At 71.9% G+C, this 12,156-nt stretch carries 9 protein-coding genes; 6 read left to right on the top strand and 3 right to left on the bottom strand.

Annotated features, from left to right (window positions below):
* Positions 1 to 168: 168 nt before the first annotated feature.
* Positions 169 to 660, bottom strand: a complete 492-nt coding sequence (locus DWB68_RS11735) for an Hsp20/alpha crystallin family protein (RefSeq protein ID WP_119425315.1) — start codon at positions 658 to 660, stop codon at positions 169 to 171.
* 226 nt (positions 661 to 886) lie between these two features.
* Here DWB68_RS11735 and DWB68_RS11730 point away from each other — a divergent pair, with 226 nt between their 5' ends.
* Positions 887 to 2,296, top strand: a complete 1,410-nt coding sequence (locus DWB68_RS11730) for an amino acid permease (RefSeq protein WP_119425314.1) — start codon at positions 887 to 889, stop codon at positions 2,294 to 2,296.
* Between the two features lie 200 nt (positions 2,297 to 2,496).
* Here the strand turns inward: DWB68_RS11730 and DWB68_RS11725 are convergent, their stop codons facing one another.
* Positions 2,497 to 4,071, bottom strand: a complete 1,575-nt coding sequence (locus DWB68_RS11725) for a PucR family transcriptional regulator (RefSeq protein ID WP_147391668.1) — start codon at positions 4,069 to 4,071, stop codon at positions 2,497 to 2,499.
* Between the two features lie 92 nt (positions 4,072 to 4,163).
* On the opposite strand from DWB68_RS11725, the gene gabT reads away from it, so the two are divergent.
* The 5 genes from gabT (at position 4,164) to DWB68_RS11700 (ending at position 11,546) form a co-directional block, all read left to right on the top strand.
* Positions 4,164 to 5,507, top strand: a complete 1,344-nt coding sequence (gene gabT / locus DWB68_RS11720) for a 4-aminobutyrate--2-oxoglutarate transaminase (protein ID WP_119425312.1) — start codon at positions 4,164 to 4,166, stop codon at positions 5,505 to 5,507.
* 184 nt (positions 5,508 to 5,691) lie between these two features.
* Positions 5,692 to 7,062, top strand: coding sequence for a flavin monoamine oxidase family protein (locus DWB68_RS11715; protein WP_119425311.1), 1,371 nt, complete (start codon positions 5,692 to 5,694; stop codon positions 7,060 to 7,062).
* A complete protein-coding gene (locus tag DWB68_RS11710) occupies positions 7,059 to 8,432 on the top strand; it encodes an NAD-dependent succinate-semialdehyde dehydrogenase (protein ID WP_119425310.1) in 1,374 nt (457 codons plus the stop codon). The genes DWB68_RS11715 and DWB68_RS11710 overlap by 4 nt, the downstream gene beginning before the upstream one ends.
* A gap of 450 nt (positions 8,433 to 8,882) precedes the next feature.
* Positions 8,883 to 9,539: a hypothetical protein gene (locus tag DWB68_RS11705; protein ID WP_147391667.1), complete on the top strand. Its 657-nt coding sequence runs from the start codon at positions 8,883 to 8,885 to the stop codon at positions 9,537 to 9,539.
* A 252-nt stretch (positions 9,540 to 9,791) separates the two neighbouring features.
* A complete protein-coding gene (locus DWB68_RS11700) occupies positions 9,792 to 11,546 on the top strand; it encodes a PepSY-associated TM helix domain-containing protein (protein ID WP_147391666.1) in 1,755 nt (584 codons plus the stop codon).
* On the opposite strand, the gene DWB68_RS11695 is transcribed toward DWB68_RS11700, so the two are convergent.
* A complete protein-coding gene (locus tag DWB68_RS11695; RefSeq protein ID WP_119425307.1) occupies positions 11,441 to 12,109 on the bottom strand; it encodes an HAD-IA family hydrolase in 669 nt (222 codons plus the stop codon). The genes DWB68_RS11700 and DWB68_RS11695 overlap by 106 nt on opposite strands.
* Positions 12,110 to 12,156: the final 47 nt, after the last annotated feature.

Raw genomic sequence — 12,156 nt, 5'->3', positions numbered from 1 at the left:
CGCCTGGTAGAGGCCGAGCGACGGACGCCGTGCAGTCCTTCAGACACACGCTCTCACGTTCCAGATGCGCTCGCGCGGGGCCGGCTGTGGCGCCTGCGGGGCATCGCACGCGACAGGGCGTCCCATGGCGCCCGTCCTGGTCAGCGCGGGGGCGGCGTCGTCGACGGCTCAGGAGGCCAGGGATGCGTCCTGGGTGGCGGCAACGCGAGCAGAACGCGTCGGCTCTGTCTCGGAAGCGGCCTCGAGATCGAGTGCGGCGAGGCGCGCGGCCACATCGGGTTCGTCGGCGTTGATGGGTACTCGGCGCTTGACGGCGTTGGCGGCCAGCGGGAGCTGGATCGTGAGCACTCCGGCCTTGAGTGCTGCTCTCACGGCGGCGGGGTCGATATCTTCGGAGAAGCTGAGCTCGCGCTCGAGCACGGTGGCCTTGGTGCGCTCCTTGGCGGACCACACCGCGTCTTCGTCGCTGCTGACGCTCCGTTCGGCTCGAATCGTGAGGCTGCGGGCATTCACATCGATCGTGAGATCCTCGTCGCGGACGCCCGGAACGTCCGCCTCGACGCGGTAGCCGTGCTGGTTCCATGCCAGATCAACGGGGAGCTGCGCGTGAGCGGTGTCGCGGCTGGCGAGTCCAGTTTCGAGTAGGTCGAGAACGTTCATCAATGACTCCTATTCTGATCAAGAATGTTCTTCTCTTGCTCACAAGTAGAGGCAAGCCTCGGCGCATATATAGATAATGTGGCCGGTCGCCCGTGTCAAGTGAGGCACGTCATCTCACCAAGGGCGTGCGCGCACGCGAAGACCAAGGTGCTATCTTTCGTGTCTGTTGGATCACGTCGCTCCCAACTGGTCAGCGACGGCAAGGCACCATCAGAGGACCCCCCGAATGCAACGTCCGCTCGAAACCGGACCGGCGAAAAAGCTGCGCTCGCGCCACGTCACGATGATCACGCTCGGTGGCATCATCGGCGCCAGCCTGTTTGTCGGCTCGGGCAACGTCATCCGATCCGTTGGCCCCGCGGCCGTCATCTCCTACCTCATCGGCGGCCTGCTGGTGTTCCTGGCGATGCGCATGCTGGGCGAAATGGCGGCCCAGCGCCCGGCCATCGGCTCGTTCATGGAGTACGCCCGCGTGGGCCTGGGCGACTGGGCCGCGTACCTGGTCGGCTGGCTGTACTGGTACTTCTGGGTGGGCGTGCTCGCCTACGAGGCGGTGCTCGGCGGCGAGACCCTCGGCGTCTGGCTGCCGTTCCTGCCCTCGTGGGCCTGGACTATGGTGCTGATCCTCATCTTCATCTGCGTCAACGCCATCTCGGTGCGCAGCTTCGGCGAGGTCGAGTTCTGGCTCGCGAGCATCAAGGTCATCGCCATTGTGGTGTTCCTCGGCGGCGGACTGCTCTTCGCGCTCGGCTGGTGGCCCAACGCCTCGTTCTCCGTGGACAACCTCTGGTCCCACGGCGGCTTCGCCCCCAACGGCCTCGGCGTGGCCCTGACCGGCGTAGCGCTCGTGATCTTCTCCTACTTCGGCACGGAGATCGCCGTCATGGCGGCCGCCGAGTCCGAGGACCCGGCCAAGGGCATCCGCCAGGCCTCCAGCACCATCATCTGGCGCATCCTGCTCTTCTTCGTGGGCGCCGTCCTCGTCATCACGGCAGTCATCCCGTGGGACGAGCTGCCCGAGCCCGTCAATGTGGCCATGGCCCCGTTCACCCGCGTGTTCGCGCTGATGGGCCTGCCCGGCGCCGACGTCGTGATGCAGCTGGTCATCTTCACCGCCGTCATCTCGGTGCTGAACTCCGGCCTGTATTCGGCTTCCCGTATGTTCGCGGCCCTGGCCGATGAGGGCTTCGCCCCCAAGATCATGACCAAGCGCAACGGCCACGGCGTGCCGATCTGGGCCCTCGTGGCCTCCTCGTCCGGCGCGATCGTCGCCGCGATCGTGAACTTCCTGGCCCCGGATTCCGGCATCTTCGAGTTCATCATGAACTCCGCCGGCCTCGTGGCGCTGTTCGTCTACGCGTTCATCTCGGTGACGCAGATGCGCCTGCGCATGAAGATGACGCCGGAGGAGGTCGCCGGACTCAAGATCAAGATGTGGCTGCACCCGTGGCTGAACATCCTGCTGCTCGTCGCCATCGTGGCGATCCTCGGCGTCATGCTGACCTCGGACTCCGGCCGCGAGCAGGTGTTCACGAGCCTCATCGCGACCGTGGCCCTCGTGATCGCGTGGCCCTTCGTGAAGCGCTCCCGCGCCAAGCGCAAGCTGGTCGCCGCCGCGGAGCCCGCCGCGCTGTAGCGCTGGTCGGCGCAGATCATGAAAACGACGGGAGATCGTCGCAAAGACGATCTCCCGTCGTTTTCATGATCTCAGACGCCAGGTTCGCTGCCCGACGGCGCGTGGCCGGGTGGGCGCGCTGGGTCGGCGGGTGCAGGGGGAGTGCCCGACGGGGCCGGGCCGGGTAGGCGAGTCGGGTGGGCCTCCGTGCGGGGCTTGGCTCAGGCACCAGCGGCAGGAGCCGCGGCGTCCGGCACGGCCGTATCCAGGCCCGCGAGCCGCAACGCCGCCCAGAGCTCGGCGCGCACCGGGAACGTCTCGAGGGCGTAGCCGCCCACGTGCTCGGCGGTCTTGAGCCTGGCGCGGATGGTGTGCCGGTGCACGCCGAGTTCGCGCGCCGTGTCCTCGTTGCGCCCGTCGTGGCGCAGCCAGCACGCCAGCGTGGGCAGTAGCTCGGTGCCGTGGCGCTCGTCGTGTGCCAGCAGCGGCCGCAGGACGGCGCGGGCGGCGGTGCGCGCGTGATCGTCGGCCACGGAGTCAATCAGATCGAGCTTCACCACATCGGAGAAGCGCGTGAGCTCGCCGGCGCCGCGCTCGAGCGCGGCCAGCGCCTGCGCCGCGATCTCCGGCAGGTCCGCGTAGTCGCCCGCTGAGGAAACCCCCCAGCTGCCGCCAAAGCGCCGGCGCAGTTCCTCGAGCCCCTCCTCCACCGCTTCGCGCTGCGCCACGAGCACCACGTCCTCGCCGTCTCGCGCCAGGAAGAGCGAGCGGGAGGTGCGCTCGGGGAGCGAGGAGATCCACGCGGCCACTGCCTCGGCGCCCGTGGCGAGCGCGCGCCCGCGCGCCACCACCACGGGTTCGCGCGGCAACCCATCCAGCTCGCCCGCCACGGCCTGCGCCAGCTCCGCCTCGCCCGCCAGCAAGAGCCGCAGGAGCCCCGAGCGCAGGGAGAGGCGGGACGAAACCAGCGCGGCGTCCTGCTCCGACGCCAGGCCCACCATGGCGACCACGGAGTTCATGACGCCCTGCGCCTCGTGATCCAGGCCCTCCACGGCCACGGCCAGGACGCCGCGCAGGGCGTTGCCGCGGCCCACGGTCTGCAGCGTGTACGCCTGCCCGTCCAGGTGGATCACGGACGCCGCGCGGGACTGGCGCGCCAGGAGTGCGCGCGCCCGCGCCTCGAGCGCCTCCAGGTCGGTGGGTCGCGTGCCGCGCGGCAGGGACTCGTGCGCCAGGGAGCCGGCCACGTCGAACAAGCCAACCCAGGCCTGCATCTGGCGGGAGAGCTCCTGCACCGTGGGGGAGAGGCCGCCGGTCTGCAGCGCGGCGGCGGCGATGGCCCGCTGCGCCCCGAGCGCCCAGGAGCGTCGGGCGAAGGCCAGAGCCGTGACGGCCTCGGCGTTCGCGCGCGCCACCGCGATGAACGGCGTCTGGAACGGCACCTCGAACAGGGGAAGCCCGCACGCGGAACAGGCCGAAACCAGCGCCTCGGGGATGCCCTCGCGGATCACCTCGGTGCCGAAGCCCAGGGCCGCCACCCCGGCGGCCACGAGCCGGGCTGCGTAACCCAGCCACGCGTCGTCGGGCGCGTGTTCAAACTGCGTTCCCGTGGTCAGCAGCACCACGCCGTCCACGAGGAAGGGCGTGGGATCCGGGAGGTCGGAGCTGTGCACCCAGGGCGCCGTTCGCTCCAGCGCGCCAACCGGCAACGCAGCGTCCGGCACCCACCGCAAACCGAGCCCCGGCTGGGCCAACAACGCGCTGACGGACGGGAGCGCTACGGGAGAATCCACCACGAGACCACTGTACGTAACGTATAAAGCTTCACCCAAAATTCGCCAGAACGGCCAGTAGGCGAGTGGTGCCCCCCCACCCTAGGCTGTGAGCCATGACCTCCCTTGACGCCGCGATCGGCGGCCCCTCCCTCCCCCAGAAGCGCGAGCTCAAGACGGCGCTCCCGGGCCCGAAGTCCAAGGAGATCCTTGACCGCAAGGCCAAGGCCGTCGCCGCGGGCGTCACCTACTCCGTGCCCGTCGCGGCCGTCGCCGCCGGTGGAGGCGTCGTCGTCGACGCCGACGGCAACTCCCTCATCGACCTGGGCTCCGGCATCGCCGTGACCACGGTCGGCAACGCCAACCCGCGCGTCGCCGCCGCCGTGGCCGCGCAGGCCGCGTCCTTCACGCACACCTGCTTCATGGTCTCCCCCTACGAGGGCTACGTTGAGGTCGCCGAGAAGCTGAACCAGCTGACCCCGGGCGACTTCGAGAAGCGCACCGCCCTCTTCAACTCCGGCGCCGAGGCCGTGGAGAACGCGATCAAGATCGCCCGCATCCACACCAAGCGCACCGCCGTCGTCGCGTTCGACCACGCCTACCACGGCCGCACCAACCTGACCATGGCCCTCACGGCCAAGGCCGCGCCGTACAAGACCGGCTTCGGTCCCTTCGCCTCCGACATCTACCGCGTGGCCGGCTCGTACCCGTACCGCGACGGCCTGTCCGGCGCCGAGGCCGCCAAGCGCGCCATCTCCCAGATGGACAAGCAGATCGGCGCCGACCAGATCGCCGCGATCATCATCGAGCCCATCCAGGGCGAGGGCGGCTTCATCGTCCCGGCCGAGGGCTTCCTCGAGACCGTCGTGGCCTGGGCCCGCGAGAACGGCATCGTCTTCATCGCCGACGAGGTCCAGACCGGCTTCGCCCGCACCGGCACGATGTTCGCCTCCGAGCAGCTGGGCATCGAGCCCGACCTGATCACCACGGCCAAGGGCATCGCCGGCGGCATGCCGCTGTCGGCCGTCACGGGCCGCGCCGACATCATGGACGCCTCCCACGGCGGCGGCCTGGGCGGCACCTACGGCGGCAACCCCGTGGCCTGCGCCGCGGCGCTCGCCACGATCGCCGAGTACGAGGAGAACAACCTCGCCCGCCGCGCCCAGGAGATCGGCGAGATCATCTCGCAGAAGTTCTCCGCCCTGGCCGAGACCGACAACCGCATTGGCGAGATCCGTGGCCTGGGTGCCATGGCCGCCGTCGAGTTCGTCGATGCCGACGGCGAGCCGAACGCCGCCCTCGCCAAGGCCGCCGCCGGCCAGGCCGTCGCCGAGGGTGTCATCACCCTCACCTGCGGCACCTACGGCAACGTCATCCGCTTCCTCCCGCCGCTGTCCATCTCGGACGAGCTGCTGATCGAGGGCGTGGACGTCGTCATCGAGGCCGTCAAGGCCAACTGAATCCGTCCGGGCGGCGCCCTCCCCCAGTAGGTCGGGGGAGGGTAGCGCCCGACGGCGTGGGGCGGGCTTCCGGCCCCACCCTTCAGCCTTTGTGGGTTCGCCTGAGGGCGAACCCGCCACCCCGCTACCCCGCCTCACGGCTGGCCCGGGGCGGCAAGCTCCCCCACGAGTCACCGAGGACGTTATGCCCACCCTGACCCGCGACGCGGTCGTGATCGGCGCCGGATTCTCCGGCCTGGTCGCGGCGCGTGACCTCGAACGGCACGGTTTTTCCGTGGCCGTGCTCGAGGCGCGCCAGCGCGTGGGCGGCCGCGTGGGCCTGACCGAGATCGGGGGAGTTCCCGTGGAGACGGGACCAGCGTGGCTCGCCGCTGATCACTCCGCGACGCTGGACCTGGCCGCCGAACTCAACGTTCCGGTGTTCACCCCCGCGGGGGAGGGCGAGGACGTCTACCTCGGTGCCGGCGGCGCCCGGCTGCGCTACGCCGGCGAGTTGCTCCCGGTGCCCCAGGCCTCCGAGGCAGCCATGGTCTCCGCGATCGCCTCGCTCGAGGCGCTGACCGGCGCGGCACCCTCCGAACTTCCGGGCACGCTCGGGGACTGGCTCGACGTCAACGTCGCCGACGAGCCGGCCCGGGCCGCCCTGGTGCTCTTGCTGGCCGGATCCCACGCCGGCGGCGCCGGCCGCGAGCTGCCGCTCGCGGACGCGCTGCGCCTGGCCGCCGGAGCCGGCAGCGTCTCAAATGTGGTGGACCGCGGCTTCCGCGCGGCCCATCGCGTGGTGGGCGGGTTGTTCCGCCTGGCCACCGCGCTCGAAGCCGAGTTGCCCGACGACGTATGGCTGGGGCGGGAGGCGAGCGTCGTGCGGGTCGCCGCCTCCGGCGTCGAGGCCATCTCCGGGGACCTCACCGTCAAGGCGAAGACCGCGGTGCTGGCGGTGCCGGCACCCACGGCCAAGGCCTTGCTCGGTGGGCACCCAGGCGAGCCGGGGGCGTGCGGTGCCCAGGGCGCCGTCGGGCACTCCCTTGATTGGTTCACGGCGCACGCCGTGTTCCCCTCCCCGTTCTGGCGCGAGCGCGGCCTCTCCGGCCGCGGCTTCGGCCCGGGCGCTGCCGTGCAGGAGCTACAGGACGAGAGTTGGGACGTGGCCGGAATCGGCGCGCCGACCGGCCCCGGTGTCCTCACCGCGCACGCCTCGGGCGAGGCCGCAGCGGAGCTCTTTGCCCTCCCCGAAGCCGAGCGCAGGGAGGCCGTGCTGGCCTCGGTGCAGGCCTACGTCGGGGCGTTCCCGGCACAGGAACTGGGCTATGTGGAGACGCGGCGCGAGCACGGGTACGGTGTGAGCAGTGTCATGATCGAGGGTCCGCTCGCCGTGGCGGGTGACCATCTCGAAGGCACGGGCCACCTCCATGTGGAGGGGGCGGTGCGCTCGGGTCACCGGGCGGCACACAAGGTGTCCGCGCTGCTGCGCGGAGAGCAGGACCCCGTCAGCATGCAGAGTTCAGCCAGCGGGGTGACCGGGTCTCCGGTCCCCGCCCACGAAAGGGAATCATGAGCGATTACGCCGTCGTTAACCCGGCCACCGGTGAGACCGGGGCCAGCTACCCCATCTTCACGGCCGAGCAGGTCGAGAACGCCGTTGCCGCCGCGAAGGCCGCGCACGACGGCTGGTCGCGCAGCTCCACGGTCGCCGAGCGCGCCGCGCTGGTGCGCCGCGTCGCCGAGCTGCACCGCGAGCGCCGCGAGGAGCTCGCCGATCTGATCGTGCGCGAGATGGGCAAGCCGCTCGAGCAGGCCCTGGGCGAGGTCGACTTCTCCGCCGACATCTACGAGTTCTACGCCGACAACGCCGAGGCCATCACGGCCGACCGTCCGGTCGCCGGCCTGCTGGGCGAGGGCACCGCGGTCATGCGCCCGTCCTCCCTGGGTGTGCTGCTGGGCATCATGCCCTGGAACTTCCCCTACTACCAGGTGGCCCGTTTTGCCGGCCCGAACCTGGTCAACGGCAACACCATCCTGCTCAAGCACGCCCCGCAGTGCCCCGAGTCGGCCGCCGCGATCCACCAGATCCACCTGGACGCCGGCTTCCCCGAGGGTGCCTACCAGGACGTGCGCTTCACCAACGAGCAGTCCGCCGAGGTCATCGCCGATCCGCGCGTCGCCGGCGTCTCCGTGACCGGCTCCGAGCGCGCCGGTGCCGCCGTCGCCGAGGTGGCCGGCCGCAACCTGAAGAAGGTTGTCCTGGAGCTGGGCGGTTCGGATCCGTTCTACCTCTTCTCCACGAACGACATGGACGCCGTGGTCGAGGCCGCCGTCTCCGCTCGCCTGGGCAACAACGGCCAGGCCTGCAACGCCGCCAAGCGCTTCATTGTGCAGGAGGACCTCTACGAGGAGTTCCTGGACAAACTGACCGAGGCCTTCGCCGGCATCAAGGCCTCCGACCCGGCCCTGGGCGACACCTTCCTCGGCCCGCTCTCCTCCACGGCCGCCACCGAGCGCCTGGCCGAGCAGGTCTCCCGCGCCGTGGCGCAGGGCGCCAAGGTTGCCATCGGCGGTGGCCACGAGGGCAACTTCTTCGAGGCGACGATCCTCACGGACATCGACTCCGAGAACGACGCCTACCGCGAGGAGCTCTTCGGCCCCGTGGCGTCCGTGTACAAGGTGGCCTCCGAAGAGGAGGCGCTCAAGGTCGGCAACGATTCGCCGTTCGGCCTGGGCTCCTACCTCTGGACCACCGATCAGGAGCAGGCCGCCCGCGTGGCCGACAAGATCGAGGCCGGCATGGTCTACGTCAACCTGGTCGACGCCGATTCGCCGGAGCTGCCCTTCGGCGGCATCAAGCGCTCCGGCACCGGCCGCGAGCTGGGCCTGATCGGCGCCAACGAGTTCGTCAACCAGAAGCTCATCCGCTCCGACAAGTGGTGAGCCTCCCGGACCGTCGCTGACCCGCTGGTCGCCACGGTCCGGCCGGTGCGGCCCCCGCCGCCAGCTCTGCTTGAGCGGCGGGGGAGCGCACCCCCAACATCCAGCGGAGCCTTTCGTGCGAGGTCATGGACGCACGAAGGGCTCCGCTCTTCTTCCGGGGTTTTCAGCCCCGGGCACAGGCCAACGGGGCCCCTCGCGCGAGGTCATGGACGCACGAGGGGCCCCGTTGCACGTTCGGGGCGAACACTCGCCCCGCTCTGCCCTCGACCTGCCCCGCCCCGCTCCTCCTTTCTTGTCCGCGTACTGACCAGTAGGTCCGCCCGCGGGGCCTCCGGCGACACACAATCGGACCACGACGGGGGAGGGAACACGGCGCACCGGCGCCGCCGCCGCTGTGGAAGGATGGACGGCGTCGCCGAGGCTCGCAAGGAGGTAGATCCGGTGCAAGGCATGGCCGTTCTCGCCCGCGCGTGGCTCGCGTCGGCGATCGCCGTGCTATGCGCCCTCGCTGGCCACCTGCTGGCCGGCGGCAGCGTCACCTCTTGGCTCGGCCCGCTCCTGGCCGTGGCCCTCGGCGCCGTGGCGGCGCTCCCGGTGATCCGCCGCGCGCCGTCCCTGCCGCGCTCGCTCGCGATCTTTGTCCCGGCCCAGCTGGCCTACCACCTGCTGTTCTCCGCCGTGCCCGCCGCGCAGCCCGCGGCCGTTCCGCTCGGCGGTGAGCACGCCGGGCACGACATGGCTTCCATGGGCCACCTGCCCGACGGCGCCGCGACCCACGCCTCAGCTCACGCGGGCGGGGCCCTCGCCTCCGCGGCGACGGCGGCCTCCGCCGCCACCGCGGCGGGCGCGCACGACGGTGCGTGGATGTTTAGCCTGCACCTCGCCGCGGCGCTGCTCACGGCCGCGGTGGCCCGCTGGGGCGAGGTCTGCGTGGCCCGCCTCGGGGAGGCGCTGGCGCTCGCGTGGGGCTCCGCCTTGCGCGTGCTTCGCTTCGCCCACCGGACCGCGCCGCACGTGTGGGCCAGGCGCGAGGCGGTCCTCGCCGCCCCTCTGAGCCTGCGGCTCGTGGGGAGCCTGCGCTTCCGCGGGCCTCCCTCCTTGGTGTGATCCCGGCCCCGCCGTGCGCGGGGCCCGCGCGCCGCTAGCGTGCGCCCGGGGGATCCCTCGCGCCCCGGACCACGTCCCGGCGCGCGGGTCCGCCGGCGCCGCGGCGCGCTCCCACCCATTCATTGCCGGAGGCCGGCGGCTCAGCGCCGCGGGCCGCGACGGTGTGCGCCCCTGCCACGTAGCCGGGGCGCCCTTCGCGGCCCCCAGCGCCGTGCGCCACCCTGCCCCGGCACGGATCCCCAAGGACCGACCATGCATAGCCCCCAGGCGCACGAGCGCGCCTCCCTGCCCCCGTCCACCCTCGAGACAGCGCCCGAGACACCGTCCGGGACAACGCCCGAGCCTTCGCCTGAAGGCCGACCTGCGGCCTCCGGCCAGCCCACTTCCCGCGGCACCGGAACCTCCGGAGCCACCGGCACCTCCCGCACCCGCCGCCGCCCGTGGCTCAAGCCCTTCGTGATGCGCCTGCACTTCTACGCCGGCGTCTTCGTGGCGCCCTTCATCCTGCTCGCGGCGCTCACGGGCGCGGCGTACGCGGTCACCCCGCAGCTGGAGAAGATCGTCTACGCCCAGGAACTCACGAGCGCGGGCCGGGCCGGAGACGAGCAGCGGTCCCTCTCCGAGCAGATCGCCGCTGCCCAGGCCTACACGGGCGGCGGCGTCATCCAGGCCGTGCGCCCGGCCCCGGACGCCGGCCAGACCACGCGCGTGCTCTACCCCGAGCCGAGCGACGAGGACGGCGGCCTGCGCACCGTCTTCGTGGACCCCACCACGGCGCAGATCCGCGGCGAGTTCACGAGCTACACGAGCCTGGGGCAGTCGCCGATGCGGCACTGGCTCGAGGGCTTCCACTCCTCGCTGTACCTCGGGCAGGCCGGGCAGAAGTACAGCGAACTGGCGGCGTCCTGGCTCGGCATCATCGCCGCGGCCGGGCTCTTCCTGTGGGCCTGGACGTGGCGCAAGACGCGCAAGAACAAGCGCGCGGAGCTGCTGAAGCCGGCGGTCCGCCGCGGCCCGCGCCGCCTGCACCTCTCCACGGGCATCTGGGCGCTGGCCGGCATGCTCTTCCTCTCCGCCACGGGCATCACGTGGTCGCAGTGGGCCGGCGCCAACGTCGGTGAACTGCGCGCGGCGTGGGGCTGGACCTCACCCAGGCTCGACTCGTCCCTCGGCGGCACCGCAACACACGAGGACGAACACGCGGCGCACCACGGCGCCGCGACTGCCACCGACGGAGGCAACCTCTGGAGCGACCCGGCGGCCTTTACACAGGTGCTCTCGTTCGCCCGGATGAACGGCATCGGCTCCGCGCAGGTGGAGGTCGTGCCGCCGAGCAGCCCCGAGAAGGCGTGGGTCGTTAGGGAGACGCGGGCGCAGTTCCCCACGGCCGCCAACCAGGTGGCGATCGACCGCGCCAACGGCACGGCCACGGACCGCGTCGACTTCGCCGCCCAGCCCCTCGCCGCGCAGCTGACCACGTGGGGGATCGCGCTGCACATGGGCGACCTCTTCGGGGTCTGGAACCAGGCGGCGCTGCTGGTCTTGGCGCTGGCGATCACCGTGGTGATCCTGGCGGGCTACCGGATGTGGTTCAGGCGCCGGCCGGCGGGTCTGCGCTCCGGCCTGGCGGCCCCGAGCTTCCGGCCGCGGGACGTGCCGTGGTGGGGCTGGGCCGCCTTCGGCGGCGCCGGCCTCGCGCTCGGCCTGTTCCTCCCGGCGCTCGGGCTGAGCCTGGCCGCGTTTGTGGTGCTCGACGCCGCTGTGCTGGCTTGGCGCGGTCGGCGCACCCGCTGGGGCGGCGGGGCGGACGGCGCCGCGAGCGAAGGAGACGGCCGAGGAACGGGCGGCGCGTCGGCCGGGCCGGGCGCGCCGGCGGAGACGGGCGCTGCCCAGACCGGCGCTCAGGAACGCACGAGCGTGATCGGCTCGCCGGCCGCGGTGGGTAGCGCGAGCACGCCGTCGAGCGAGTCCAGGACCACGTCGGCGTCGAGCTCGGCCGCCGAGTAGGTCCCGGTCAGCCCGAGGGTCCTCGCCCCGGCCGCCCGGCCGGCGGCGAGGCCCGCGGGCGCGTCCTCGACCACGAGCACGCGCGAGGGATCCACCCCGAGCCGCCGTGCCCCGAGCAGGTAGCCCTCGGGGGAGGGCTTGCCAACGGAGACCATGTCGGCCGTGACCATGAGCGGCGGGGCGCTCCAGCCCACGGCGCCGAGCCGGACCGCCGCGAGGGCGTTGGTGCAGCTCGTGACGATCGTGAAGCGCCCGGCGGGCAGCGAGGCGAGCAGCTCGGCGGCGCCGGGCAGCCGGATGACGCCCTCGGTGTCGTTCTCCTCGAGGAAGTTGATGCGCGCGAAGGCCTCGTCGTAGCGGGCCGGATCAAGGTCGCCGCTGTCGATGACGCCCTGGATGACCTGGCGGGCCGGCACGCCGTGGTCGTGGAAGTCGGTGCGGCCGATGCCCAGCTCCACACCCCAGCGGGCCCAGGCCTTGCTGGTCACCGCCGTGGAGTCGATGAGGGTGCCATCCAGGTCGAAGAGGATCGCGTCGAGGTCGCTGAAGAGCGTGCTGGCCATGCCCCCAGCCTAGCCTCGACGCCGACCGGGCCAGGCGAAATGAGAGC

The organism is Galactobacter valiniphilus, assembly GCF_003575975.1.
In the GTDB taxonomy this organism is placed as follows: domain Bacteria; phylum Actinomycetota; class Actinomycetes; order Actinomycetales; family Micrococcaceae; genus Galactobacter; species Galactobacter valiniphilus.
This window is presented reverse-complemented; position numbering and strand designations above follow the sequence as displayed.

Excerpts from the sequence above, each read along its gene's own strand:
- DWB68_RS11735 (WP_119425315.1), bottom strand. The coding sequence starts at position 660 with ATGAACGTTCTCGACCTACTCGAAACTGGACTCGCCAGCCGCGACACC.
- DWB68_RS11730 (WP_119425314.1), top strand. The coding sequence starts at position 887 with ATGCAACGTCCGCTCGAAACCGGACCGGCGAAAAAGCTGCGCTCGCGC.
- gabT (WP_119425312.1), top strand. The coding sequence starts at position 4,164 with ATGACCTCCCTTGACGCCGCGATCGGCGGCCCCTCCCTCCCCCAGAAG.
- DWB68_RS11715 (WP_119425311.1), top strand. The coding sequence starts at position 5,692 with ATGCCCACCCTGACCCGCGACGCGGTCGTGATCGGCGCCGGATTCTCC.
- DWB68_RS11710 (WP_119425310.1), top strand. The coding sequence starts at position 7,059 with ATGAGCGATTACGCCGTCGTTAACCCGGCCACCGGTGAGACCGGGGCC.
- DWB68_RS11705 (WP_147391667.1), top strand. The coding sequence starts at position 8,883 with ATGGCCGTTCTCGCCCGCGCGTGGCTCGCGTCGGCGATCGCCGTGCTA.
- DWB68_RS11700 (WP_147391666.1), top strand. The coding sequence starts at position 9,792 with ATGCATAGCCCCCAGGCGCACGAGCGCGCCTCCCTGCCCCCGTCCACC.
- DWB68_RS11695 (WP_119425307.1), bottom strand. The coding sequence starts at position 12,109 with ATGGCCAGCACGCTCTTCAGCGACCTCGACGCGATCCTCTTCGACCTG.